At 43.6% G+C, this 25,432-nt stretch carries 24 protein-coding genes; 13 read left to right on the top strand and 11 right to left on the bottom strand.

The window, feature by feature from the left end; all coding sequences use genetic code 11:
- Positions 1-49: 49 nt before the first annotated feature.
- Entirely contained in the window at positions 50-1,135 is a 1,086-nt protein-coding gene (locus SACSAC_RS06445) for a LacI family DNA-binding transcriptional regulator (RefSeq protein WP_037284740.1), read from the bottom strand.
- A 234-nt stretch (positions 1,136-1,369) separates the two neighbouring features.
- Between SACSAC_RS06445 and corA the strand changes: the two genes are divergently transcribed.
- The 5 genes from corA (at position 1,370) to rlmD (ending at position 6,826) form a co-directional block, all read left to right on the top strand.
- Positions 1,370-2,326, top strand: a complete 957-nt coding sequence (gene corA / locus SACSAC_RS06440) for a magnesium/cobalt transporter CorA (RefSeq protein WP_037284737.1) — start codon at positions 1,370-1,372, stop codon at positions 2,324-2,326.
- A 302-nt stretch (positions 2,327-2,628) separates the two neighbouring features.
- Positions 2,629-2,919, top strand: coding sequence for a YerC/YecD family TrpR-related protein (locus SACSAC_RS06435; RefSeq protein WP_037284734.1), 291 nt, complete (start codon positions 2,629-2,631; stop codon positions 2,917-2,919).
- A 6-nt stretch (positions 2,920-2,925) separates the two neighbouring features.
- Positions 2,926-3,708 (top strand): sirohydrochlorin chelatase, encoded by a 783-nt coding sequence (locus SACSAC_RS06430; protein ID WP_037284731.1) that lies wholly within the window; start codon positions 2,926-2,928, stop codon positions 3,706-3,708.
- A gap of 140 nt (positions 3,709-3,848) precedes the next feature.
- Positions 3,849-4,730: a diacylglycerol kinase gene (locus SACSAC_RS06425; RefSeq protein ID WP_037284728.1), complete on the top strand. Its 882-nt coding sequence runs from the start codon at positions 3,849-3,851 to the stop codon at positions 4,728-4,730.
- 548 nt (positions 4,731-5,278) lie between these two features.
- Positions 5,279-6,826 (top strand): 23S rRNA (uracil(1939)-C(5))-methyltransferase RlmD, encoded by a 1,548-nt coding sequence (rlmD, locus tag SACSAC_RS06420; RefSeq protein ID WP_051506914.1) that lies wholly within the window; start codon positions 5,279-5,281, stop codon positions 6,824-6,826.
- 344 nt (positions 6,827-7,170) lie between these two features.
- Here rlmD and SACSAC_RS06415 read toward each other — a convergent pair whose 3' ends face one another.
- On the bottom strand, positions 7,171-8,142 hold the full coding sequence (locus SACSAC_RS06415) for a hypothetical protein (protein WP_037284726.1): 972 nt from the start codon (positions 8,140-8,142) through the stop codon (positions 7,171-7,173).
- A 271-nt stretch (positions 8,143-8,413) separates the two neighbouring features.
- On the opposite strand from SACSAC_RS06415, the gene SACSAC_RS06410 reads away from it, so the two are divergent.
- The 3 genes from SACSAC_RS06410 (at position 8,414) to SACSAC_RS06400 (ending at position 11,454) form a co-directional block, all read left to right on the top strand.
- Positions 8,414-9,157, top strand: coding sequence for a hypothetical protein (locus SACSAC_RS06410; RefSeq protein WP_037284723.1), 744 nt, complete (start codon positions 8,414-8,416; stop codon positions 9,155-9,157).
- A 271-nt stretch (positions 9,158-9,428) separates the two neighbouring features.
- Entirely contained in the window at positions 9,429-10,037 is a 609-nt protein-coding gene (locus SACSAC_RS06405; protein ID WP_037284720.1) for an SLATT domain-containing protein, read from the top strand.
- A gap of 13 nt (positions 10,038-10,050) precedes the next feature.
- The gene (locus SACSAC_RS06400) at positions 10,051-11,454 is read left to right on the top strand and encodes a nucleotide-binding domain-containing protein (protein WP_037284718.1); all 1,404 of its coding nucleotides are present in this window, start codon (positions 10,051-10,053) and stop codon (positions 11,452-11,454) included.
- 312 nt (positions 11,455-11,766) lie between these two features.
- Here SACSAC_RS06400 and SACSAC_RS06395 read toward each other — a convergent pair whose 3' ends face one another.
- The 4 genes from SACSAC_RS06395 to SACSAC_RS06380 form a co-directional block, all read right to left on the bottom strand.
- A complete protein-coding gene (locus SACSAC_RS06395) occupies positions 11,767-13,014 on the bottom strand; it encodes a site-specific integrase (RefSeq protein ID WP_051506913.1) in 1,248 nt (415 codons plus the stop codon).
- Between the two features lie 83 nt (positions 13,015-13,097).
- On the bottom strand, positions 13,098-13,313 hold the full coding sequence (locus SACSAC_RS06390; RefSeq protein ID WP_051506912.1) for a helix-turn-helix domain-containing protein: 216 nt from the start codon (positions 13,311-13,313) through the stop codon (positions 13,098-13,100).
- The gene (locus SACSAC_RS06385; protein ID WP_084777939.1) at positions 13,294-14,907 is read right to left on the bottom strand and encodes a DNA primase family protein; all 1,614 of its coding nucleotides are present in this window, start codon (positions 14,905-14,907) and stop codon (positions 13,294-13,296) included. Before SACSAC_RS06385 ends, SACSAC_RS06390 begins: the two co-directional genes overlap by 20 nt.
- Positions 14,885-15,502, bottom strand: coding sequence for a hypothetical protein (locus SACSAC_RS06380; RefSeq protein WP_037284713.1), 618 nt, complete (start codon positions 15,500-15,502; stop codon positions 14,885-14,887). Before SACSAC_RS06380 ends, SACSAC_RS06385 begins: the two co-directional genes overlap by 23 nt.
- 255 nt (positions 15,503-15,757) lie before the next feature.
- Between SACSAC_RS06380 and SACSAC_RS06375 the strand changes: the two genes are divergently transcribed.
- Positions 15,758-17,107 (top strand): hypothetical protein, encoded by a 1,350-nt coding sequence (locus SACSAC_RS06375; RefSeq protein WP_037284710.1) that lies wholly within the window; start codon positions 15,758-15,760, stop codon positions 17,105-17,107.
- 61 nt (positions 17,108-17,168) lie between these two features.
- On the opposite strand, the gene SACSAC_RS06370 is transcribed toward SACSAC_RS06375, so the two are convergent.
- The 5 genes from SACSAC_RS06370 to SACSAC_RS06350 all read right to left on the bottom strand — a co-directional run bounded on the left by SACSAC_RS06370 (position 17,169) and on the right by SACSAC_RS06350 (position 20,040).
- Entirely contained in the window at positions 17,169-17,756 is a 588-nt protein-coding gene (locus SACSAC_RS06370) for a hypothetical protein (protein WP_051506911.1), read from the bottom strand.
- A complete protein-coding gene (locus tag SACSAC_RS06365; RefSeq protein ID WP_037284707.1) occupies positions 17,740-18,108 on the bottom strand; it encodes a helix-turn-helix domain-containing protein in 369 nt (122 codons plus the stop codon). Before SACSAC_RS06365 ends, SACSAC_RS06370 begins: the two co-directional genes overlap by 17 nt.
- Positions 18,109-18,286: 178 nt before the next feature.
- Entirely contained in the window at positions 18,287-18,895 is a 609-nt protein-coding gene (radC, locus tag SACSAC_RS06360; RefSeq protein WP_037284704.1) for a RadC family protein, read from the bottom strand.
- An 86-nt stretch (positions 18,896-18,981) separates the two neighbouring features.
- Positions 18,982-19,443, bottom strand: coding sequence for a hypothetical protein (locus SACSAC_RS06355; RefSeq protein ID WP_037284701.1), 462 nt, complete (start codon positions 19,441-19,443; stop codon positions 18,982-18,984).
- Positions 19,444-19,467: 24 nt separating this feature from the next.
- Positions 19,468-20,040: a hypothetical protein gene (locus SACSAC_RS06350; RefSeq protein WP_037284698.1), complete on the bottom strand. Its 573-nt coding sequence runs from the start codon at positions 20,038-20,040 to the stop codon at positions 19,468-19,470.
- A gap of 424 nt (positions 20,041-20,464) precedes the next feature.
- On the opposite strand from SACSAC_RS06350, the gene SACSAC_RS06345 reads away from it, so the two are divergent.
- The 4 genes from SACSAC_RS06345 to brxC are packed head-to-tail and all read left to right on the top strand — an operon-like array spanning position 20,465 to position 25,419.
- Positions 20,465-20,656 carry a helix-turn-helix domain-containing protein gene (locus tag SACSAC_RS06345; RefSeq protein ID WP_037284696.1) on the top strand — a complete coding sequence of 64 codons (192 nt, stop codon included), beginning with the start codon at positions 20,465-20,467 and terminating at the stop codon, positions 20,654-20,656.
- Positions 20,657-20,694: 38 nt separating this feature from the next.
- Positions 20,695-21,315 carry a DUF1819 family protein gene (locus SACSAC_RS06340; protein WP_211251330.1) on the top strand — a complete coding sequence of 207 codons (621 nt, stop codon included), beginning with the start codon at positions 20,695-20,697 and terminating at the stop codon, positions 21,313-21,315.
- A 10-nt stretch (positions 21,316-21,325) separates the two neighbouring features.
- Complete coding sequence (locus SACSAC_RS06335; protein ID WP_037284694.1) at positions 21,326-21,883, top strand: DUF1788 domain-containing protein; 558 nt, start codon at positions 21,326-21,328, stop codon at positions 21,881-21,883.
- 14 nt (positions 21,884-21,897) lie between these two features.
- Positions 21,898-25,419 (top strand): BREX system P-loop protein BrxC, encoded by a 3,522-nt coding sequence (gene brxC, locus SACSAC_RS06330; protein WP_037284690.1) that lies wholly within the window; start codon positions 21,898-21,900, stop codon positions 25,417-25,419.
- Positions 25,420-25,432: the final 13 nt, after the last annotated feature.

Here is a 25,432-nt window from a genome sequence, read left to right as displayed (position 1 = left end):
CAAGGGGCTAACCTAACAGCTTAAGCGATTGGGGTACTGCGTTACGATTTTATTCTTCCATGATCGTTTCGGTTTCCGTCCGCAATTCCGCTACCGACGCTCGCATGACCAGTTCGGAAGCGATCAGGATTTTTTCCGAAGGAGCTTTGGGGTCCCGGGTTCGTTCCAGCAGGCGGAGCGTTGCGCGGCGGCCCATGGCTTCTTTGGGGACGTGGACGGTTGTGAGTTCCGGGGAGGTGCCGCCGCCGGATTCGTGAATGTTGTCGAAGCCGACCAAGGATACGTCTTCGGGGACGCGGACGCCGAGCGGTTCCAGGTTGCGCAGCGCGACTAAGGCGACGTCGTCGTTGGCGCAGACGAGCGCGGTCGGGAGCGTGCCTTGTTTTTTGCGTTTGGCGAGCCATTGACGCAATTCAGGTTCGTAGACGGCGCCGTCGATTCCTTCCAGATGATTCAACGGATCGTTGACGTCTTGTACGGGCAAGCCGTGTTCTTCCATCGCGGTCCGGTAGCCGATCCAACGGTCGCGGAAGCTGCAGGAGAAGCCGGTGTTGCCGAGAAAATGGAGCTTGCGGTGGCCGCTTCCGATGAGGTGGCCGGTCAGGCGGGCGCTGGCGTCGACGTTTCCGGCAAAGACGGTATCGGCCGGGATCAGCGGGTCTTCGTGATCGACGAGCACCATGGGCAGGCCGATGCGATGAACTTCCAATAATAGAGGCGTCGAGATTTGTCCGATGCCGATCAAGCCGAGAAAACCGTCCGGATTCAAAATGCTTGTCACGGCGTCTGCGCGTTGTTCGGAAATAATGACGACGCCGAGTCCGTGGCTTTCCAATGCTTCGGTTACTCCGTTCAAAATGCGGCCCCAGTAGAGCGAGCCTGCCGTTTGGAAGCGCACATTCGGCATGAGTACCAGGACGGACTGCCGATTGGAAGCTTCGGGAGCCGCCGGCTGCTTGCGATTTTGTCCGTAGCCGCGAGGTTGCGTAAAATAACCAAGCTGCGAAGCAGCCTGAATGACCCGTTCGCGGGTGGCTTCGCTTACGCCGTCCTTGCCCGAAAGGGCTTTGGAGACGACGAATTTGGATACACCGAGCTGGTCGGCAATGTGCTGCATCGTTACTTTTTTCGCCATGAAGGGGTCCTCCGCTCGATTGAGTTGCATGAATAACAAAAGTATAACAAAATCGCTTTTTTGCCGTCTATAGCAGGTTTTGTTAGGGGAAGTCCGACCATCGGCAGATTGCAAGCGGCTTGGCGAAGGATTAAGATAGAGAAGCTTTGCGCGGCGAGATTTCGAGCGTAACCGTACAGGAAATGTTCCATAGACAAGCCGCGCAGTTTGATATTGAAAAAGGAGGCGTCTGCCGTGATCCGGACGTTGGCAGTCACGCATGACCATAAAGTACAACTGGATATTCCGCTGACGGAGCTGGACCCGACCAAGTTTCGCTGGTTTTGGGCAGACTTCATGGCGCCGACCGCCAAAGAAACCGAGCTGCTCAGCGATTATTTTCATTTTCACCCGCTTGAGATCGAAGATTGCTTGAACGACGTGCAGCGTCCCAAAATGGACCCGCACGAAAAATACGTGTTCCTGATCACCCATGCGCTCGAGCAAGGCGGCAAGGAAGCGGGCGAAGTCGACATGTTCATCGGCCGCACGTTTTTCGTGACGTTCCATTTTGACCGGATGAAGGAAGTGGATGAAGCCTGGGATCGGATCTGTACGCGTGCGGAAGATCCGACGAAAAAGACCAATCCCGTAGCCGCCGCCTATCTGGTGCTGGATGCGCTGGTTGACGAATATTTTCCGTGCGTGTTCGGCATCGAAGACGAGCTTGCGGATCTGGAGGAAAAGGGACGCAGGGAGTCGGTCGACAAGCTGCTCGCGCAAGTGTTCGATCTGAGATCGCGACTGCTCAAGCTGCATCATACGGTCGTGCCGATGCGCGACTTGCTGTACCGGATCATCAACTCGCAGCATGTGGACGATTCGAACGAATACCGGGTATATTTTACCGACGTCTACGATCATTTGCTGAAACTGTCGGAGATGCTGGAGTCCAATCGCGAAATGACGGCCGATCTGCGCGACAGTTACATCTCGCTCAACTCGAACCGGATGAACGGCATTATGAAGACGCTGACGGTGATTACGACGGTATTCATGCCTTTGACGCTGATTGCGGGCATTTACGGAATGAACTTCGACAATATGCCGGAGCTTCATTTCAAATACGGTTACTTCATTATATTAGGCGCGATGGTGTTCCTGGCGGGAGGCATGATCGGGTGGTTTTGGCGCAGGGGATGGTTTAAGTAACAGGAAGCCTGTCCATAAAACGGAAGCTGAAAGTATGCATGTGACGGACACTGTGTAAGTACGATGCGAGCAGATCAAGGAGTCGTGCTTGCTTCTGTCCGTTCGGCCTGCGTCGCGTGAAACCGTTAACGCTTGAAAAACGTAACTTGTACCGCTACAATGGTAAAGTAGTGAAAATATCGGGTCTTCGGACGCGAATCGCAGTACCGAAAGCGTTTTGTCGCATGGGAAAATCCGGCGCTTGACCGCTTTGCTTTTATACACGGCAGCATAACCAGTACACATTAGGGGATGATCTTTCAGTGCAACTGAAAAAGTTAAACGATAAAACGGTCGATCAATTGTTCGAGGCCATTCTGACGCTCAAGGATCTGGAGGAATGCTACGTATTCTTCGACGATCTGTGCACGGTCAATGAAATTCAGTCGCTCTCGCAGCGTCTGGAAGTCGCGCGTATGCTCGGCAAAGGCAGCACGTACAACCAGATCGAAGCCGAGACCGGTGCCAGCACGGCGACGATCTCGCGCGTGAAACGCTGCCTGAACTACGGCAACGACGGCTACAAAATGTCGCTCGAACGTCTGGGACGTTAAGCGCCTATGACAAAAGCGGGCGCGCTGATTATCAGCCATGGTTCGCCGCAGCCGGAATGGGTGCAGGCGGTCGAGGAAGCGGCCGGCGAAGTACGGGTTAAGGAACATATGCCGGTCGCGGTATCGTTTCTGGGCAATGTGGAGGACGCGTCGATTCAGCACGGCATCGACGCGCTCGAAGCGGAGGGCGTAACGGATATTTTGGCCGTGATGCTGTTCGTGTCGGAGGGAAGCACGCATATCGACGAGATCGAATACGCGCTGGGCATCAAGGATGCGCCGGATAAGGAAACGGATCTTGAGCCGTTCCGAATCGCCGCGCGCATGCACGTCGGGCGACCGATGGGCGATGATCCGGACGTGGCGCGCATGGTCTGGGACAAAGTGTCTCCGGCCTCGGTCGATCCGGAGCGCGAAGCGATTCTGCTCGTCGGGCACGGCAGCATCCACGACGGCTTCCGGCAGCGCTGGGAGTCGGGAGCGGCGGCGCTTGCCAAGCGCGTCGGCGAAACCAGCGGCTTGGTTTGCGATTATGCGCTGCTCAATCCCGATAACGTGCGGGTCAAAGCGCAGGAGTGGACGGAAAAAGGACGCCGCGTGCTGATCGCTCCGTTGTTCTTGAGTACGGGCTATTTCCTGCAAACGGTGATTCCTCGAAAACTTGAGGGGTTAACGTACGGATATACGGGCGAGGCGCTGCTGCCTCACCCGCTGCTTCCGGTCTGGATCGAGCGGCAGGTCGAAGAGCTGTCGGCTTCGGTCGAAGCAAAGCGGCAAACGGACAATTAAGGATAGGCAACGATGAAGCGAAGGTCCCTTCCGGGCGACCTTCGCTTCAAGGTGTATCGGCGGCCGTCACTTCTCGCGCTTTTTTGGCGGTTCGAGATGGAAGCGGCAAGAACTTATAAGGAACAGGTGGAGTTTGACAGATGAGAAGAGCGAGGTTGATCTATAATCCGACGTCCGGGCGCGAGGAAATGCGGCGGCGATTGCCGGATATTTTGCAGCGCCTCGACGAAGGCGGAATCGAGACGACGGTGCACGCGACGACCGGCGAGGGCGACGCGACGCGCGCAGCCGTCGATGCGGCGCAGCGCGGCTACGATATCGTCATCGCCGCAGGCGGCGACGGCACGATCTATGAAGTCGTCAACGGCCTGGCGGACCAGGAGCACCGTCCGGAGCTGGGCATATTCCCGCTGGGCACGACGAACGATCTGTCGCGGGCGCTTGGCATTTCCCGTCAATGGGAGGACTATTGCGACCTCGTCCTGCGCGGCGAGTCGCGTCCGATCGACGTCGGGCGCGCCAATGACCGCTATTTCATCAACATCGCGGGCGGCGGCTCGTTGACGGAACTGACCTACGAGGTTCCGAGCCGCCTCAAAACGATGATCGGGCAGCTTGCCTACTACTTCAAAGGCGTCGAGAAGATGGTCAACCTGTCGCCGATGCAGCTTAAGATCGACGCCGAAGGCCAAGATCCGATCGAAGGCGAATTCATGATTTTCCTGATCGGCAACACGAATTCCGTCGGCGGCTTCGAGAAGCTGATGCCCGACGCGCGGATCGACGACGGATTGCTCGACGTCATCGCGCTCAAAAAATGCAATCTGGCCGAGTTTATCCGCGTCGTCTCGATGGCGCAGCGCGGCGATCATTTCAACGATCCGAACGTGCTGTACTTCCGCACGAAGCGCCTGGAAGTGACGTCGCCGAACAACGTGCTGCTCAATCTGGACGGCGAACTCGGCGGCAAACTGCCGGGCGTGTTCGAAGTGCTGCCGCATCATCTGAGAGTGTTCACGTAAACTCTTGCCGTTGCGGCGGGAACAGGCTTGAAAAGGAATCGTCGTTTCTCGGTAGAAGCATGGAGGAAATGCGTGCGTCTGCCGGAAGGAACGTGTTACAATACGGGAGGAAGGACCGCGCACGGACGGCGACAAGCAGCCGGGCGACGGAAATCCTCCTTTTTTGCGTGCCTGGAAAAAGAAGTTGGGTGTGAGGCGTATGTTCGGAACTTCTCCCGCGAATTTGTCCGAAATAGCAGGCTGAAAACGCGGCAGTCGCGGCAGTGAGTGAAGTTGCAGTTTTTACAGGATTTTTTGCCTATTAAAAGCCAGATAGCGTGCCGTGTTGTAAAAAATGCAAGATTATCGGCATTTTTGGCTCAATGGAAGTAGGATTAAGCGAAAATGTTGTCATAGATACAGCTTGGCGGTACGACATATAGAAGATGCGGCAATAATCTTGTATTTTTTACAACACGTCTTAAGAATAGTATTTTGTCTGATGTAAAAGTGTAATGAAGTCGGACAAGGCAAACGATCAATATGAGCGAAAGAAGTGAATATATATAATGAAGAACAATCATAACCGTGGAGGCGCGGCGAGAAACGGGAGTCAGGGCGGTAAGCGGAATTCGGCTCCAGGCTCTGCCGGACATGCAAGGGGAGGCAGCGGTTCGCGAGGACGCGGAGGTTCCCGGCCGGCAGCTGCGGAGATCACGGGCCTTCCGGTAGCCAAAAACGACGAAGTCACGCTCGACATCATCGGCATGAATCATGACGGCGAAGGAGTCGGTCGCGCGGACGGATATACGCTGTTCGTTCCCGGCGCTTTGCCAGGCGAGAAAATCTCGGCGAAAGTGCTGAAAACGAAAAAGCAGTACGGATACGCGAAAATGCAGACGCTGGTCGAAGCCAGTCCGTCCCGCGTCGAAGCGCCGTGCGAGATCTACGACCGCTGCGGCGGATGCCAGATCCAGCATATGGATTACGCGGCGCAGCTGGATTGGAAACGCCAGCAGGTCGCGGACAGCTTGCAGCGGATCGGGAAGCTGGACGTGCGGCCTTTTGATGCGGAAGAAGGCGGCGTGCTGGTTCCCCAGACGCTCGGCATGAGCGAACCGTGGCGCTACCGCAACAAGGCGCAGGTGCCGATGGGACAGGAAAACGGCCGCCTGATCGGCGGTTTCTACGCGCGCGGCAGTCACCGGATCGTCGATATGGAGACGTGCATCATCCAGCATGAAGCGAACGACGAGATGGTGGAAACGGTCAAAAGCATCGGGCGCGAGCTGGGAATCAGCGCTTACGATGAAGAGAGCGGACGCGGCTTGCTGCGGCACGTCGTGGTGAAGGTGGCTTTTGCGACAGGAGAGAAGATGGTCGTGCTAGTCACGAACGGCGATCGTTTGCCGTGCGTCGAAGATTGGGTCGAAGAGATTCGCAGCCGGGTTCCGGGCGTGAAAAGCATCTGCCAGAACGTGAATACGCGTCAGACGAACGTGATCTTCGGCGACGTGACAACCGTGCTATGGGGCGAAGAGGTCATTCACGATTACATCGGCGACGTGAAATTTGCGATCTCGGCCCGTTCCTTTTACCAGGTTAATCCGGCGCAGACGGAAGTGTTGTACGGCAAAACGTTGGAGTATGCGGGGCTGACGGGGAACGAGACGGTTATCGACGCGTACTGTGGCATTGGGACGATTTCGCTGTTCCTCGCGCAGAAAGCAAAGCGGGTGTACGGCGTCGAGATCGTGAAAGAAGCGATCGAAGATGCGCGGAAGAACGCGAAGCTGAACGGGATCGAGAATGCGGAGTTCGAGGTTGGCGCGTCCGAGGACGTGATTCCGCGTTGGAAAGAGCAGGGGATTACGCCGGAAGTGATCGTGGTCGATCCGCCGCGCAAAGGCTGCGATCCGCGACTGTTGGAGACGATTCTGGAGATGAGGCCGGAGCGGGTTGTTTACGTGTCGTGCAACCCGGCGACGCTGGCGCGCGATTTGCGGGTGCTGGAGGACGGCGGGTTTAAAACGGTGAAGGTTCAGCCGGTGGATATGTTCCCGCAGACGGTGCATGTGGAGGCTGTGGCGCTGCTGGTACGGCAGGGTTTGAAGTGAAATAATAGATGAGTTGGGGACGGATTGGGGACGCAAAGAATTTATTTTTTGAAATCTATCAAAAGAAGCTATTATCACTTTATAAAGTGATAATAGCTTCTTTTTTGTTCTTTTAATCAGTATAAGTAGGGAATCAGTGAGCCAGGTTGGCTCGTAGTTCTTGTGTTTACGAATCGAAAGGCGAAGAGTCACTATGTGGCGTATAAAGGTGAAGCGTTTAAAAGAAGAGGTATTCAGTTTTTTTCATATTTTAAGCATACTAGCGTTTGATACTCCAGATTCCATGCAGAATAAGTGCAATCATCATATAAATGACGAAGTTCGGGAGATCGACTGTATGAGTATCACCGATCAACAGCTGCACGTGGCTCATGTTCTACTCCTCCTTCCAAGTTTGTTGCGTTATTTAACATAAGCTTGACCTGCGCAGCGAAAGTTTCTAGTTCTTTAGACTGTAGCATATGATGCAACTGCGGAAGTTGTCTACTTGCAAGTATCAAAATTAAAGCAAATCGTGTGAATTCCGGATCTTGTCCCAGCCACCCTGCTCGATGTTGCCGATTCATCTCTCCTGTAGGATCTAAGAAGGAAATTTGGCCAAGCACATATAATTCTGTTTGATAATGTTGAAGCAGTCCTACGGTTTTTTTTAATAGAAGAAAATCGATGGGATCAGAATGAGAGATCCATTTAAAACTCTTAGACACATCCAGCAGTTGTACATATAAACCTTTAAGGTCTAGATAAACAAAGGGAACATGGACTTTGAAAAACGCTTCAACGGCCTCCCAAGCGATCGACTTCTTCAAAAATCCATCTCTAATAAACGTCATAAACAGTTTGTATTCCATACGGTAATGGGCCTCTAGTTTCTTTTGTTCGGCTTGTACCTGTTTACTGGGTCTTCCAGGTTTTTTTTGAATCAGCTTCTTATCATCGTCCCATAAACGATCAAGCATGGTTTCCAATTTGGAAGAATCTTCACGTTCTTTGCTGATTTTGTGAAATACCCAATTTAGCGTGTATTGATATTCAACCAGCTCACGTTTTAATTTGTCTTCGTCAACAGGGAATCCATTCCAAAAAAGCAGAAAGAGCAGGTCTGTGTTCTTTTTGAGTTTATATGTTTTGGTATACTCTGCGATAAAGCGGATTGTATCCATAGCGTTTGGGAAAAAAGAAACGACGCCCTTTTTATATCCTTCACTTTGTCGATGTCCGATTAATAGTCCATTTTGAATATATCTTTCGAGTTGCGACCGGCTTAATACAATGCCATCCGCTTTTGCTTGAGCAATGATCTCTTCTTTTCTCATGTAACTCCTCCTTGGTTGGTATAATCTTATTGTATGAGACGGCAGATATTTTAACTATGCGTGCAAAATGCTGAAATGAATTAAATACGAGCGACGATGTTTTGATCTTATAGCGGAGAGGGCGGGTTGTATTCTTCAGACAGAAAATTGTGCGGAAAATTGAGTAGTAGAACTTCTTTTAGAAATGTAGAAAATCGTGAAACGCATTTAATTAAGCAATCGTATAAGGAAGAGGGTAGGAACACACATTCGGAAAAGGTGGGGAGAGTTCATGAAGAATTTTGAAATTGACCCAAGCATATTAGGGGCTATGGATGTTCTCAAGCAGATCCAGCCTGTAAATTTTGATACAGGCGCTATAAAAATGATTAGCGATCATCAAGACTCTATCAAAGGATTAGGGCTTTCGCAGTTTGATATGGGAGGGGGATCGATCCCAACCGATCCTTTGGGTATTCAAGCCTCTTTTATTCATCTGGATGTGGTATCACAGCATGCTCGTACTTTAGATAACTTGGCTCAGACCTTCAAAAATAATGGTATTGAAGAAATGCTTAAAATGACTGAAGGTATAGAACAGCCTGGACATCAAATATTTGAACAGTATCAAAGTGTTTTTGCTTCGAATGCGACAAGTATGCTAAGCGCTACTTTGCGAGCCGCAGAATTGGCTAGAAATTATGAGTCGATTATTCCTGATCCTATTTTCAGCTCATTTTCTAAACTCGTTACCGATTTCCAAGAAGTTTTTCCTGAAGCAATCAAAATCGAAGAAATAGATTTTGATTATGGAGCGAATAACCATGAAGTTATAGAAGCATCCGTTGAGGAAATCACAGATGCCCCTGCCGATCAAACCCAAGTAAAAGTAAACCCCGTTATAGCTATCCTTCTATTTATTCATCAGATTGTTTTACCGGAATTAAGAGATTACCCAGATACCAAAGAAGGAGCATCTGAACTTATTCAAGATATTGAAATGCTTATTCGTACTATTATCCATTGGTTCTCTTAGCGTATAAGTGAGTGAGCCTAGATAATGGTTGAGGATCTTGAAGATTGTAGTGACTGGTTGCTCTCAAAATTAAAGTTTTAATATGACATACATGCTAATCAACTGCTTCTCACATTAGACGGAGAGAGCAGGGGACAAATTCTATTCTTTATTGTAATTCTCTCGAAATCAGTTTCTTTCTAGAAATCGAGACAAAGCTTTGAGATTCGACTTAAGCAATCGACCCTCGAAGCTTTTTTTATATATGACTAGTTTGAAAGAGGTGGATTGTTTGAGTAGGGAAGAATTTTTGAAACTTTTAGCATCCCGCGGATACAACATTTACTTTGGGGCAAAGAAGCATCTATCTACGTATGATATTATCGAAAAATTTCCAAGGTTCATTGCTTTGATAGGCGTATCTATCGGAGTAGTTCAATTATGGAAATCAGACATTCCTTATAGTGATCTGATCTCATTGGCTTTAGTAATAATCAGTATTATTTCGTACACTATTACTCAATATGATGGTGAAAAAAACGCATATAACGACTCTGGTAAAGCTTTAACACGCTTACATGATGATCTGAAAGCGTTATATCTTGCAGCTAAAAGTGAAACACATTTCGATTATGAACGTCATAAGCCTGAACTAACTCGTATCATGAATGATTACAGTCGATTATCTATATCTAAACAAATCTTTTTTTCGCACACACTCGCACACATCAAATTTTTTGGGGAATCACAAATTGAATGGATGAATGATGAGCTTAAGTTTAAATTCTGGAAAGATAAAGTTCCAGGTATATATAAAATCATGCTTCTTCTTCTGGTGACCTTAATTGTCCTCATTATTATCGTTTATTTGTTCCAATTATTAATTGACTATATAGTGTGAAGGAGAAGAGAGCATGTTAAAAGATTCATTTAAAACGTTTGTAGAAAGTCTGGCTATTAACGTAGAAAAGTTAAATGTTGATGGTACGGAATCTGAAGTAGAAGATCAAGAGGATGAATCGAGTGATGACGATCCATATTATCGTATCGTCAATAAATTAAACAGCTCATATTGGCAGGAAGAGAGCGATGAAGATCATGGTCATATCGTTGGCTCATTAGGGAGAAAGACAGCGATCAAAGGTATTAGTGATATGGACATGCTTTTTATCTTGCCAGCTGAAGTGAAAAAGGATTTCGATTCTCGATCAGAAAATGTTCAATCGCAGTTGCTACAAGAGGTTAAAGGAAGAATCAAAGAAATTTATCCTAATACAATTGTACGTGGCGACGGACAAGTTGTAGTTGTCAGTATGAAAAGTGCTAAATGCGAGATTGAAGTGTGTCCTGTTTTTGAACGATCAGACGGAGCTTTTGATTATCCGGACAGCAATAACGGAGGAAGTTGGAAAAAAACAAATCCAATTCCGGAGATGATAGAAGCTGAAGTCATGATTGATATGACGAATGCTCATTACCAAAATGTTTGTCGAATGATTCGAGCTTGGAAAAACAACAAAGGGTTTAAATTTGGTGGATTGCTAATTGATACCCTAACGTATAACTTCTTTAGTGATGAGAAGTATAAGCACTACCAACAGTGTGCTTTTGATGACTACCTGCAACTATTTACTGACCTATTCGGGTATCTCAAAGAACAAGATCCACAGCAGAAGTATTGGTTTGCTTTGGGCAGTCGTCAACGGGTCTATAACAAGAACGGTAAGTTTATTAGCCGTGCCAAAAAAGCCTATAATAAAATCAAGAACTGCACGGAAGAAAGCGATAATGTTTATGAATCTTTACAAGATCTTTTTGGTACTGCATTCCCTGTGCCTACGAATGTAATTGAAGCTTCAAGTTTTACCCAACCTTTTGTAGGAGCAGTCCGAAATACTGAAGAATTTATTGATGATATGTTTCAAGTTGATATTCGATACGAATTAGAGATTGATTGCGAAGTTGATATTGCAGGATATCGAAGAAGATCACTTCGAGAAATGCTTGCTCTCGTTTTAAAATTACCTGCACAAAAGAATTTAACTTTTAAGATTACTTATAACGAGTTCGAAGAAAAATATCGAAGCATACGACCCGATGACCAGCAACGTTATAGTAGTTATCGAGTATATTGGAAAGTACTGAATCAAGGAACGGAAGCGATTAGGAGAGACTGTATAAGAGGACAAATTCGTTCTGGAGGTGAAACGAAAACGGAGATCACTTCATTTAAAGGTGACCACATTGTCGAATGCTACATTGTTCATGATCAAGTGGTGGTGGCTAAAGATCGTATTCGAGTACCTATTAATCCGTAAAGAGACACTAAAAAGCTTCCATTGATATCAATGGAAGCTTTTTAGTTATGTTTGCTGCACGTTGAAGATTTTTTATTTGCAGTAAATTGTATAGGAAATTCAATGTATTATCCCTAAAATCATTCATCTGCAGCTACTTTAAAGTTTTTTGAATATGTGAAGTGAGAGTAGAGGGGGTTCATCTGCTTAAAATACAATTCAAAGAAGTCTATCTTGAGACATTTGATTAAGTTCAAGAAGGCTAGCTGTACCAGTTCTAAGTTGGAGAAAAGGCGCCTTCTAAGAGCCGCTATACGCTTTTAATTGGAATTACTAATGCTTAGCTTTATCACTGCCTTGTTCCTTCATATCTAATACATTCGCAACTGATTGAAGCTCTAGAATTGACTCAAACTTATCTGCAGCTGATTGATCTGCTGCTCTTAATACATGACCATACACGTTCATAGTAGTCCCTATATTCCCATGTCCTAGCCTTTCAGAGATAACCTTAGCATGTATGCCTTGATTGATCAGTAGCGTAGCTGAAGTATGCCTGAGATCGTGAAACCGAATATAGCGAAGCCCTTTTTTCTTTAGGAAATCGCGAAACCAAAGATAAGGTCTTTCCTGATGAAAAGCTTTGCCATCTGGATGACTGAAAACAAAGTAGCGTCCATTACCTTGCCAGCGGTCTCCGATCTTTTCAAACTCGTCCATCTTGTATGAACGGTACTCTTGGAGTTCTTTAAGCATAGCAGGAGGTATAGCAACCTTACGCCTTGAGCTTTTGGTTTTGGGTTCTTTTACATGAGCTTCGCCGCCTGGAGAGAGCGTTACACTTTGCTCTACTGAAATGACTCCTGTTTCCCAGTCGATATGGTGCCACTCTAGACCCAACAATTCACCTCTACGCAAGCCGGTTATCAGTGCCAGGGTTATCATGACTCTCCAGTGAATAGGGGCCTGCTGAAGCGCTATTAAAAGGAGCTTTATTTCTTGTTCATCATATGGGCGTACCTCTTTATGTTTGACTCGTGGTTTCTTTATCTTGGCTACAGGATTTTCCTTTAAGAGTTTCCACTCTACTGCGCGTGTAAATATATTTTTTAATACTCTATGGACGACTTCAATCGTTCCGGAAGATACCTTGCCTTTGCGAAAGCCCATTCGATCTCCGTTACGTGATAGAGTTTCTAAGAATTCTAAAATGTGAAGAGGCTTGATCTGATCCAGACGCATATGACCAAACTGAGGGAGGATTCGATTTTTGAGATGTGACTCGTAGAGAATTAAGGTTTTTTCGGCTAAGTGTCGCTCTGCATATTTGGTCCTCCATTCTTGTACAAAAGCTGCAAAAGTCATTTTTTCAGGGACAATGTATTCACCAGCTTCTACTTCGATTTTGAATTTTAAAAGCTCATCGTTCAGAAACTCCTTAAGTCGCTTCGTCGTTCTCAAAAGGGAAGGATCATCAACTTTAACGGTTTTATAGCGTTTTATACGCTTACCGGTTGCATCGTAACCGATTTCTACTACGAGTCTCCAAGAGTTGTTACCGCGCTTCTCAATGCTAGCCATAATTTATACAGCCTCCATTCCTTAAAATAGGCATGACTAAATAGGGACTCACAGAATTGTGAGCCCCTATAAACTTTTGAGTGTTAACTTAAATTTTTCTGTTCCTGTTCTTCAAACCAGGCGTTTAGGGTATCCCGACGAAATAAAATTTTGCTTCCAATACGAGTATGGGGGATTCGGCCTGCTCGAACCTCATTGTAAAGCGTATCTTTAGAAATTTTTCGTTCGAAAATATGTTCCCAGGCTTCGGTTACAGTTAAAGTATTCATTTTTTTTGGTTTAGAAATCGGAATCTTCATAATCCATCTCCTCCTCTAATTCATACTCCGACCTTAAACTTATCCCTGTATACCCGTTATCATTCCTTTCTCCTTGACGAAACCTTGAGTATTTTAGAGTGCTGAGAGATTTAACTTCCTTGTTAAAGGAAGTTATAGTTTCATAAGCCATACCATTTTCGTTACAGTAGTTCTTATAAGCGGCATAAAGCTCACTTGAATAAATTCGTGAATCAGAATGTAGAATACAACGCTTATGGATAAATGTAAGAATAGGGTTATTCTGTTGAGAATATTGTTCTTCCAATTCTTCAATCTCCTCACATGTTGTAAACTGGTGATTATTGTTAGACCAACGTCTTAAGCCCTGTAAAGCCCATTCCACTATATAAGATTTTTCTTTCAATAATTTATCCAACAGGTAAATGTCTTGTTGTTCTTTGGGAACTGGATAATTGAAAGGGAATATGGCTAGCCTTTCGCTAAACGCATTAGATTTATCTATTCCTTTAATTGTTGGCAGGTGATTACCTGCAAAAAGCAATGCTGCTTTATTGATAAACTTAAAGGATTGATCATAAAGAAAGCGTGCCATAACATAATCGCCGCCAGATATTTTTTTAAGAACATCTAAACGATTTAAAGCAATCTCGGAAACTTCTCCGCAAGCATTCAGCTTTTTTCCAAACAAATGGCCTAGATAACTAGCATCACTAAAATTTTCAAAACTAAGACTGGTAAAAAAGTCTTCGCCGATTAGATTTTCCAAGAGTTTGAGTATGATTGATTTTCCACTGTCTTTAGGACCTAAAAGAAAGGGAATGACTTTCACATCTCTAATTTCAGATAGAACATATCCAAACAATTCTTGTAATCTGAGATATAAAGCTTGATTTCCGCCTGTTATCTGATAAACGAATTCTTCAAATGTCTCTCCGTCTTCGAATTCATTTATTGGATAGTTCGCATTAATAACTGAAGTGAAATAATAATCTGGACTATGCCTTAATACTTTCATGTCCTCAATCCTGATAATACAGTTTGCAAAAGCGACATATTCTTTTCTTTTAAGTAATTCATCTCCTTTGATCTGAAGGTGTTTTTTTGTTTTTATCCAGCGAAATATTTCTTTATTTGTATTTGAATTTATATTCCTTTTAAATTCCTCAGGGATATTTTGCCTTATAAAAGCATCGATTTTGTCACCCATTAAATCGATAAAGTACTGAAGAGAAGAGTCCCAATAGTACAAGGCATCTTCAATTACAACAAACTGATGTAGTTGCATTAGAACTTCAGCTAGTTGATGATTTGAAGTTCTGATAGACAATGCTTTTTCTTTTTCAGGAGACCTAGATACTGGACGTAGTATCTTTTCCTTGGATTTTTCGTTTCTTTTTACATGATTAACTTCCTTCTTATTTTTCTTCTCAACTTTTTGTGAATATTCCGGCCATTCTAACTTTAAATTGTCTTCAAGAAAAAGAGGTGCTTCTGCAGTGCTATCACTTTTTTTTGATTTTTTTTTGTCTTCAACGGGTTTTATTATGGAAATTCCTTCATCGGATAATGAAGGGAAACTATTTTGAAAGTTATCGTTCATAAAGTTCATCATAACTTTCTTCTTCTGACTTCTCGTTAATACCAAGGTAGTTCACGGTAACTGAATGGTTCTCTTCAAAATCATGGCTTTGAGAATTAGAAAGTGAGATCCTTACGAAACTTTTGATAAATTGCTTCGTTTTTTGATCAACAGCAGAGGTATTATCTTTTCTTAGTTTTTTTGTTTCCGGATCAAAAGTAGAAGAAACCAGATAAATCCTTGACTCGTTTTCCCAAAAAGCAAGGAAGAAATCATTAGGATCTTTAATCTTTTTTGATTGAAGTTTAGCTGTAGTTTCACCCGTTCTATAATAAATTTGAATATTTTCTTTATCTTTGAGATCAATGCTAACCGTAATTTTATTGTGGTCAAAAGCGTCGATTTGTGAGGTGCCATACTCTTTACCATCGAAAGCACCCTTGATGTAAAACTTGCTGTCTTGTCTAATCAAAACTAATGCTTGAGGTGGAAGAAAAGGTTTAGGAGTCAATCCTTCTACCTGTACTTCGCCATCTCCAATTGTCAGGGTTACAGCTTGACCGATGCTTTCTCGACTTTTCCGAACAGTTTCATTGAATTTGCCAACGCTCTTGTTTTGGTCTTCCACAAGTATCACTCTTTTCTGTTAATCTACCAGGGCCCGTGGTGATGACTGTATTGTAAGTTAAACTTGAAGATAGTACTGCCTCGATTCTAGTAGGCAAGTCATTCTATCCAGCCTATTTTAACTGGATTGACATTTTTGAATTGAGGAAGTTCACTATGTTCAATAATCTTTTCTAACTTAAGAAGATTTGAATTACAGATCAAAACGCAACTGTTACAATATACGTAGTTTCTAGAAAACAATAAGATAAGACTTATGAACTTGATGAACAGCGAAATCATGTTAGATAAACAAATGAAAGGTAGAGAGCTTATGCAAAATCATAATTCAGAAACTAAGATTAATTTTTATGAAAATTTTCATATACTGGAAATTCTGAATGAAAATCAAGCAAAGTTAGACGAAGCTTTAGATGAGCTGCACGAAGCAATAATCGCTTATGATAATACTGAAAATCAAAATGATTTGTGCAAATATTATTGGGATAAAAGAGGAGTATGCACAGAAATAATATTTAAGGGAGGCGCTACGACTTTTTTTAGTGTCTTGAAAGGTGATGGTAGATTAGATAAGGATGAATCTAATCAACTTGAGAAAGCTTTTTTAAACGATATCAAGGTAAGTATATTAAGCAACGCTTTAGAAAGATTGAGTAACTTCTTTAAAAAAAAGCGCGGGAAAGAACTGGATTACATAAGAAGAGAAATATTTATTACCAATGATGAAGACGAGGTTGAATTTTTTGGGAAGTCAATAAATCGCTATCTTTCTGAATTTCTTTTAGAGAAGGAACATATTGAGGAATTACAAACACAGATAGAGAGCGTTGAATTGAATGCCTGGGTAATGCCGCGTGTAGTCTACCCTTGGATGATCTATCTATTTTGCAAAGATATAAAACTGATATCTTCTGAAAATAAATTCGGAAGAGAACGTTTATTCAAAAGACGAATTTTGGGATTGAAATCCGGTGAGAACAATTCAACGAATATATATATAAATGGACAAGAAGACTTTAGGTTGTTTTCTGAAATATTGAGGTTAGAATATGAGAAGAATGGCCATCTAATCAATAAGTCTTTAAGCTTAGCCTGGTTTAATAAAGTAACGGGTCTTTACGATGTAGATGCATTGTCAAGGTCGCGTGCTTTTGTTGAATATTTAGAACGCACTCCATACATTAAATCTATTAAATCAGACAGCGATATAGCTAATATTTTAAATCTTGGCTATCTTGGAGTTAATGAGGCACTAACACATAAATACTTTAATAGAATGATTTTTGATGGTTATGCCGAGGTAAAAGAGTATTTTGATGATTTTTTAATTAGAGCTAAAGAAATTTTTATAGAGGACTTTAAATGTAGAGAGGTTTTTATAGAAGATTTCAAGAATAATGAAGTGTTTGATACAATTGATATACCTACAGAAATTTTTTGGGATTATCAACTTTATAAGGCACTTTCTTCTGAAGAACCTTATAATTCACTTACTACCAAGATGTTCAGGAGAAAAACTAAAATTAAAAAGGTAGGGCAACAAAAGTATAGTATTTATAGAAAGGCTTATATACAAATCCGTGACAGTGAAGGATATAAGTCTTGAGATTTTATGATTAGATATATCATAAAAGCAAAGAGGGCGAATCAAATCGCCCTCTTTGCTTTTATTCATTTGAATTTCCTTGATCATCAACTACATTATGTGCTTTCGACAATTTCTCCAACGCATTGCTAAATTCTCGTTCCCCCCGACGTGCTTCATCCAATTTCTCATTTGCTTCGCTTACAATATTCATGTCGTGCTTTTCAGTAGCAGCTTGCATTTGCACCATAGCATTGTATTGCTTATTGGCTGTTGCTATATACATTTCATGCAACTCTCTGACTTCAGGGGTTTCCGGCTGAATAGATTCGATCCGTTCAATAAGTTCTTTATAATCCGGAATAATACTTTGCAAGGTATCGTAGAGCTCAGCATCTCCGCTATTTGGATCATCCAACTTTTCGTTGTATTTTTGGATCAATGCAGACTCTTCAGTTTGGAGCGGAATAAGCTCTTCATTGATATAGTTCAGAAGATCATCCTGTACAGGATCATTGCCGGTAACTTGAGCCAAAATGTTTTCAGCTGAACCATTCTCCGAACAGCCAGACAACACCAGTACCACTAGCAAAGGCAGTAAGGCATATTGCAAAATTGTCTTCAAGTTCTTCTGAACTTTTTCTGTTTTTGTCTCATTGCTTGCTCTCATTATGCGTGTCCCCTTTGTTTACATTCTTGAAGTTTCCTTTTTTCGAAATTAGATCGGTGTTCTCGATCAGTACCTCAAGCAAGCATTGCTTGATCAGTTCCGAAAAAAGTGATGTTCTGACAGAGCCATGCTTTAAAATCGGATCATACATAGTAAGCAGACCAACGACCGTTGTTTGAAGAGCGGTAGCAACCTTTTCCAGTGTCTTGATGGTAGGATTCTTTTCTCCACGCTCGATCTGTCCTACATAAGAGGTGTTGATCCCAGAGATCAAAGCAAGCTGCTCTTGGCTTAGACCGTTTTGTTGCCTTAGAAATCGAATACTTTCTCCAATCGTCTGAATGCTATCCATTATGCCTCCTCCCACTCCAAACGATAGATTTTTTTCCAGAAAGCCTCAACAGACTATAGTGAAGTAATGCATGGATATAGTCGCGAAGTGATACAGTTGGCAGTAAGGACACGAATAAAAGTATAGAATACATAATCGACTAATTGAATTTTGAGAATTGGATTTCCATTTTGGTAATTTAAATATGTCCGTGTTCTTTTAAGCTATAAAATTGATGGTCGCCAATGATGACATGATCAAGTACCTCTATACCGATGATTTTCCCGGCATCGACAAGGCGCTTGGTCATCTTCACATCTTCAAAGGAAGGCTTCGGATCTCCGCTAGGGTGATTGTGCGCACAGATCAACGAAGCGCTGCAGCGTTTGATTGCCGCTTGGAATACTTCGCGAGGGTGTACGATTGCTGAGTTTAAGTTGCCTATAGAGACTACTTCCTTGAAGATCAGTCGATTTTTTGTGTTCAAGAAAAGGCAGATAAAGTTTTCTTTTGTGGCATGTTTGTATTCAGAGGAGAGAAGGTCGAATACATCCTGAGGACTTCGAATCGCAGTTGGATTATGAGTCGGAGCTGCCAGAACTATAGCTAGTTTCAACATTGCAGTAATTTGACGGGCTTTTCCTGCACCAATGCCTTTGATCGTAACCAGCTGTTGTTCTGTAGCGCTCAGAAGCTCCGTCTTTGTGGGGAACTGATCGAAGAGCTGTTGAATCGTATAACTGTCTTCTTGCTCTCTGAGAGACTGAGCAATTAAGTGTCTAAGGTCATCGTTTAAGTGATATTTCATTCTGGTTTCCTCCATGAGATAGAATAGGGTAAATAAAAACACCAAGCACGTAGTGTGCTCGGTGTTCAGGGTATAGTAGATTGTATTTAATTTGTGACTTGGATCAAAAGCGACTTCATCTCATACTCGCTCTGTTTGATACCATCAATAGTCATAGCATATGGAACATAATCTTCGTAATCAGTATCCAGCTCGACATGGAACTGAAGCTTCAATTTGTGCTGAACATCTGGATCATCTTCATATGTCATAAGACCGGTATACTGAACACTGTTCAAAGCTTGCATATGATCATAGGGACTAGCAACTTGGAAGTAAGTCCATTTTCCTTTTGAGAAGTATTGATTGAACGTAGCGTACAGATTAGGCTTTCGATCCAGATAGTTGCTATACCTTACAAAATTGATGTAACGGCTGGCGCGCTGTTCCTTCTGGGTATAGGCTTTGGTTCTGGCTTCAGCTCGCTCGGGTGAACCGCCGTAACTTCCTCCAATAGCGATAATCAACACCAGAGCCACTTTAAAAACGAAAAGAAATGTTCTCTTCAAGTTTGTTTTTCCCTCACTTTTTGATCATACAATTTTCGATTCATCTTCTCCTTGATGCATTCTGGTTTGTAAAGCTTTGTCCATAGCAGATTTGATTATGGGATACATGGTGTAGCCGTAAGAATATTCTTTAATGCCTGGATTGTGGCGGTCTTTGAAAATGCGATTTGCTTGAGATCTTGAGACTATAAAGTACGTTTTCTGTTCATTATCTAGCCAAATACCGTGATTGGACTTGTTACGAAAAGACACATTGATACAGTGTTTTTTATTTTTCACTTTCAAGTCAGAATGCTGCAAGAGGGTACTTAATTTTTGATAAAGTTCTTCTTGGGAAATGGAGGCCGGGAGAAGATGTTTTGTACGGTTAAGCTTCATGATCTTGAAAGCGGCATTCCAGTTGAAGATGAGGTAGCCTATAGCCCAACCTATAGCTCCTCCGAATAAGAGAAGTATAGGTGCGAAGCCGAAGAATCCGGAAAAACCGACAGCTCCTAAGCCGATGAGGAATAAGTGCTGTTTTCTGTACTTTCTCATTGGATGCTGCATTTGAATTGGCTGGTTGCTTAAAACGAATGTTTCTTCTGAGCTGTTCAATTTGGTAGTCTCCTTTTCTTTTTATAGAAAGACATTGAGCACTTCTTCTTTCAATCAAACGATAAGCAGTATGGGTAGGGGATTCAACGTGCGATAGTGAAGAATTTCTTGCTTATATCTACAAAGCTGGTATAGATTTTCTCCTTTCTTTAAAGGGATACCTATACATACTGTATAGGTATCCGAATAAATAATATGTAATTGAAATCTGAGGTAAAACGAATTAGTTGTGAGTACGCAAAAAGAGAGACACTAGCCTTTCTTTCGAACCGTTAATATAAGAAATTTAAGATGTTAAACGAAAATCGTTTCCAACACATTCACGCTAATTCATACCAAATCGAAAATATTCATTTCAATTCAAATTTCATCAAGTTATAATGATGGAGTCTTATTCTTAGAGTAAGAGACGGAGGTAAAGCATATGTATAATGAACCTGAAAAATGGTCAAGTCTTGAAGATATAGCCGAGCACCTGGGCGTGAGCAAGGACACGATTCGGAACTGGATTAAAAAAGACGTCATCCCGCATCATCGAATAGGTAAGTTGTTCAAATTCAGAATCTCGGAAGTAGATACTTGGGTAGAAAGCGGTCAGAGTGCTGAGATTAAATAATCTCCCAATGACAACAACTCAAGGAGCATGCAGGAGGGATGTTGATTAATATGGTGGTTGTAAATATGTCGTACAACAGCAGCTTGACTACCGAGCAGTTTCTTTTTTACGAAATGAGAATTGTTTCTAAGCAATACCTTGAAGGAAAGTCGACTGACGAAATAGTTGGAAATATAAAAAGTGATAATCTATTTCAGTACCCAACTGAGCGGAAAATATCCAAGATTGCTCGAGCTTGTCAAAAAAGGATTGTCGCTCTCGGTAACGAGAGTCTGATTCATGAATTGGCAAACGCATCCGTCGAGGTAGCGAAGCAAATAAACCTCTATGCGATGATGAGATACAGTCGCCTTGTCCGTGAATTTATGACCGACCTTATCGGTGAGAAGTACCGTCAGCAAGACTTTGCTTACACTCGAAAGGACCTCAATGTGTTTTTCTCCCGCTTGCAAGAACAGAACGACGACTTAGCGGCTTGGAGTGAACAAACGGTAATGAAGCTGAAGCAGGTATTGACTAAGTGTCTGATTGAAACGGAGATGCTCGATAGTATAAAGGACACTACGTTAAATCCAATCTTCATCAGTGAAGAATTAGAAACGGGCATCCGCGAAAATAACGATTTGACTGCGCTTGCCGCTTTCAATTGTTTCAGATAGGAGAGTGACTATGGCGGACATTAAACAAGAACTGGATAGAATCAAATCGCGAATCTCAGATAGTAATTTTCTCGCTAACAAGGGGTTATCGAATGAGGTTGGGATACACGTATTTACATATTCACCACAGTACGAGTTAATCGTCCGAGATTACGTTGAACGACTTGTCAGCACGCCATCCGATGATTTTCGCGTTATTGAAAAGGATATGTATAAGATTTTACTTGAAATTTTGGAGGAGAAGCGTGTGCTTGGCACGGTTGCAGGACTAGAAGAGAAAAAAGGCAAGGACTTTCTCCTTAAACAATTACAGAAGATCGCTACGCAGGAGGCATTCCTAGCGAAGATGGAATATGAACCGCATGAACGCGGTGATGTGCTGTTTTTAACGGGCCTCGGAAAAGTATATCCCTTTATGCGGTCGCATAAGATGCTTGATAGTATGCAGCAGGTGTTCTCGGATATACCCATTGTCATGTTCTATCCGGGAGAATTTAACGGACAAAGCTTAATCCTTTTCGAGAAGTTCCTTGACGGAAACTATTACCGGGCATTTAATCTACTATAACCGGAGGGAAGTAAATGAAAATTCAAAGTATGTTACAAAAGGATATCAATCGCGATATCAATGGTGTTATCAAAGTGGCACAGGATGACGAGAGAAGTCTCGTTCAAGAACTTGACGAGTACATTATTACCAAAGAACTCCGTCGGCATTTCGGCACGTTTTTTGATAATTACTCGAAAGCTATCGACTATCCTACCGATAAAATCGGTGTATGGATTTCAGGTTTCTTTGGAAGTGGTAAATCACACTTTCTTAAAATGTTGTCCTATCTTCTAGCGAATCGCAAGATCGGCGACAAAAAGGCTGTGGACTTCTTCGAAAATAAATTTGATGATCCAATGATGTATGCGACGGTTGTCCGTAGCACCAATATTCCCACAGAGTCGATCCTCTTCAACATAGACATCGAAGGGCCTATTAATAAAGACAAAACGGCAGTCCTTCGTGTATTCGCCAAGGTATTCTATAATCATCTAGGCTTCTATGGAGAGGACTTGAAGATCGCAAAACTCGAACACTTTGTAGATAGGCAAGGCAAGACCGAAATGTTCAGACAGGCTTTCGAGGAGGTTAATGGTGCGTCATGGTTAGAAGCTCGTGCCACTTATGCCTTCTTTGAGGATAATATTGTATCTGTGCTGCAAAGTGTTCTTGGCATGAGTGAAATCGCTGCCCGCAATTGGTTCAATGGCGAGGAAAACGCCGATATGAGCATCAAGCAGTTAGTTGAAGAAATCAAGTCGTACGTCGATGAAAAAGGCAAAGACTTCCGTTTGCTGTTCTGCGTAGACGAAGTCGGCCAGTACATCGGCGATGATAGCGACCTGATGATAAACCTTCAATCTATTGTCGAAGAAGTTGGAAGCAAATGTCAGGGTAAAGTTTGGGTGATGGTCACGAGCCAAGAGGCGATTGACTCTGTTGTGAAAATCAGCGGAAACGACTTTTCTAAGATCCAAGGTCGGTTTAATACCCGTTTGTCTCTGTCATCAGCATCGGTAGATGAAGTTATCAAAAAGCGTATTCTCAAAAAGAAGGAAGACGCCGACCGACTTCTGCAGCTTGTTTACGATAAAGAGCGTGCGGTACTGAAAAATCTATTCACATTTAATAATGCGGTATTGGACATCAAGGGTTACGCCGATGGAGCCGAGTTTTCTGCTACATACCCGTTTGTGCCTTATCAGTTCATTATTATTCAAAAAGTACTTGCCGAGATACGCAAACATGGTAACTCTGGGAAGCACCTCTCGGGCGGCGAACGTTCTATGCTTTCCGGTTTCCAAGAGGCTGCACAAAAAGTACAAGAGAAAGACGAAAATGCCCTCGTGCCTTTCTCGCAATTCTACGATACGGTGCATACTTTCCTGGAAAGTCCAATACGCCGAGTGATTGATCGCTGCCAGACCGCGGCCGACAAAGGCGATGGTTTGGAGCAGCTTGATGCAAGTGTCTTGAAACTCCTTTACCTCGTCCGTTATATCGATGACATCAAAGCGAATATCGACAATATTGCTATTTTGATGATCGATGATATCCGGGCAGACAAGATAAATCTTCGTCTTGAAATCGCGGCTTCGTTAGAGCGCTTGGAAACACAAAACTATGTCGCTCGTAGCGGAGATCATTACTCGTTCCTCACGGATGAAGAACAAGACGTTGCGATCGATATTCGAAACACAACTGTGGATAGTACAACTATCGTCCAAAGTATTGGACAAACCCTATTCAGCGAAATCTATCCGTCTAAGAAATATAAGTACAATAAATATGACTTCGCTTACGACCAGTATATCGATGAAACTCTCGTTGGAGCTGCAACTGGTGGAGTGCGCTTGCGTTTTGTCACTGTGGCAAGTGATTACTACAGTGCTCCTGAAACAAAGCTGATTATGGACTCGCAAGTTAACAATGAGGCAATTGTGCTGCTTTCAAGCGCAGTACAATACTTCGAAGAATTGGAAACCGCTGCGAAGATCAAGAAATATATTAAACAAAAAAATGTATCGCAACTTTCTGAGAGCATTCAAGACATTATTCGCAAGCGCCAGGTGCAAGCGCGGATACTTGAAGAGAATGCTAAAAAGCAGATTGAAAAGTCTATCGTTGATAGTGTGGTTTATATCTACGGTGAAAAAGTCGAGGTGAAATATGGCGAGGCAAGAGGGAAGCTTGATGAAGCCTTGAAACAACTGATCGAAAGCGTCTACTCTAAGTTAAACCTCGTAAACAAATTTAGAGACAGCGATGCGGATATTCTGGCTATCCTCAACGGCGAGCCGGAACAAATGAGCTTTGCCGGCAGTGGATCGAATAATGAATTTGCTCTAAACGAAGTGAGTCAGTGGTTGGAAGAACGTTATATGAGCCGAGTCCCAGTCTCGATGGGCGATGTGCAAAGACGTTATCAGGCGATCCCTTATGGTTGGCGTGAGGTAGATATTGCCGCACTCATCGCAAGGCTCGTTGTTTCGCAAAAGATTGAAATCCGCTACGGCGGTGCAATCGTTGGCAAGGACGACAGAAATCTTGTCGGCTACCTTCGCAAAAAATCCGAGATAGACAAGGCTAGCGTAAGCCGCCGAATTGCACCGAGCGAAGAACTGATGCGTAAAAGTATTACATTCCTGCGCAACTGGCTCGATCAAATGGGAATTCCTGAAGACGAGGATGGGCTTATCACCTTTGTGAAAGAGACATTCGAATCGAGACTTGCGCATTATGAGAAACTCCTTGACGAATATAACCGTGACCGCTATCCGCAAAAAGAAGTGGTAACAGCCGCTCGCGATCTGATGAGTGACATCCTATCGCAAAAACGCGACGATGTTGCACTGCTCACCCGCCTGATTGCTAAACAAGATGATCTGCTCGACTGTTCCGACGATATGGCGGACGTTGAAACTTTCTTCAAATCTCAAAAGGCTATCTTTGATGCAGCACGGCAGTTGCAGAATGACCTGCAAAATGAGCGGGACTATTTTGCTACGAATACAGATGCGATTGAAAAGATAAGCTTGATTTCGTCAATTCTTGCGATGCCAAAGCCCTATGGGAAGATTAAAGATCTCTCCGATCTGATGCAGGGCGTAAGAAACGCCTACGGCATATTGCTCGAGCAGAAGAAAGAGGAAGTACATGGTATTATCACGCAGTGTATGGGTGACGTTCACACGCTAGCCGATGTCGGTAACCAAACCTATGATGAAGTGAAGAAGGCAGATGACCGCTTTGTCGAGTACAAACGGAAAGTTGACGACGCCACAAACTTGACCATGCTTGATGCGATGATTACACAAGTACTGAATTATAAAGACCAAGTGTGCAAACGGATTGAATCTATGCTCTACGATCAGCCGACTATACCGGGCAATACCACACCTCCGAAACCACAGAAAATTGCACAAGTACGCCGATATGACGTATTCCCCGTCAAGCGGCTGGCATCTCGCGAGGATGTAGATGGTTATCTTGAAGGTATTCGCAAAAAGCTGTACGACACGCTGGAATCAAACGACGGTATTCAAATTAACTAAGCAAGGGTGAGAA

Origin of the sequence: Saccharibacillus sacchari DSM 19268, from assembly GCF_000585395.1 — a bacterium.
Classification (GTDB): Bacteria; Bacillota; Bacilli; order Paenibacillales; family Paenibacillaceae; genus Saccharibacillus; species Saccharibacillus sacchari.
The sequence above is the reverse complement of the archived record's forward strand: the minus strand, read 5'-3'. Positions and strand labels throughout refer to the sequence as shown.

Bases quoted from the DNA above. Each gene is read 5' to 3' on its own strand.
- SACSAC_RS06445 (WP_037284740.1), bottom strand. From the start codon at position 1,135: ATGGCGAAAAAAGTAACGATGCAGCACATTGCCGACCAGCTCGGTGTA.
- SACSAC_RS06430 (WP_037284731.1), top strand. From the start codon at position 2,926: ATGACAAAAGCGGGCGCGCTGATTATCAGCCATGGTTCGCCGCAGCCG.
- SACSAC_RS06425 (WP_037284728.1), top strand. From the start codon at position 3,849: ATGAGAAGAGCGAGGTTGATCTATAATCCGACGTCCGGGCGCGAGGAA.
- rlmD (WP_051506914.1), top strand. From the start codon at position 5,279: ATGAAGAACAATCATAACCGTGGAGGCGCGGCGAGAAACGGGAGTCAG.
- SACSAC_RS06415 (WP_037284726.1), bottom strand. From the start codon at position 8,142: ATGAGAAAAGAAGAGATCATTGCTCAAGCAAAAGCGGATGGCATTGTA.
- SACSAC_RS06410 (WP_037284723.1), top strand. From the start codon at position 8,414: ATGAAGAATTTTGAAATTGACCCAAGCATATTAGGGGCTATGGATGTT.
- SACSAC_RS06400 (WP_037284718.1), top strand. From the start codon at position 10,051: ATGTTAAAAGATTCATTTAAAACGTTTGTAGAAAGTCTGGCTATTAAC.
- SACSAC_RS06395 (WP_051506913.1), bottom strand. From the start codon at position 13,014: ATGGCTAGCATTGAGAAGCGCGGTAACAACTCTTGGAGACTCGTAGTA.
- SACSAC_RS06390 (WP_051506912.1), bottom strand. From the start codon at position 13,313: ATGAAGATTCCGATTTCTAAACCAAAAAAAATGAATACTTTAACTGTA.
- SACSAC_RS06385 (WP_084777939.1), bottom strand. From the start codon at position 14,907: ATGATGAACTTTATGAACGATAACTTTCAAAATAGTTTCCCTTCATTA.
- SACSAC_RS06375 (WP_037284710.1), top strand. From the start codon at position 15,758: ATGAACTTGATGAACAGCGAAATCATGTTAGATAAACAAATGAAAGGT.
- SACSAC_RS06370 (WP_051506911.1), bottom strand. From the start codon at position 17,756: ATGAGAGCAAGCAATGAGACAAAAACAGAAAAAGTTCAGAAGAACTTG.
- SACSAC_RS06365 (WP_037284707.1), bottom strand. From the start codon at position 18,108: ATGGATAGCATTCAGACGATTGGAGAAAGTATTCGATTTCTAAGGCAA.
- radC (WP_037284704.1), bottom strand. From the start codon at position 18,895: ATGAAATATCACTTAAACGATGACCTTAGACACTTAATTGCTCAGTCT.
- SACSAC_RS06345 (WP_037284696.1), top strand. From the start codon at position 20,465: ATGTATAATGAACCTGAAAAATGGTCAAGTCTTGAAGATATAGCCGAG.
- SACSAC_RS06340 (WP_211251330.1), top strand. From the start codon at position 20,695: ATGTTGATTAATATGGTGGTTGTAAATATGTCGTACAACAGCAGCTTG.
- SACSAC_RS06335 (WP_037284694.1), top strand. From the start codon at position 21,326: ATGGCGGACATTAAACAAGAACTGGATAGAATCAAATCGCGAATCTCA.
- brxC (WP_037284690.1), top strand. From the start codon at position 21,898: ATGAAAATTCAAAGTATGTTACAAAAGGATATCAATCGCGATATCAAT.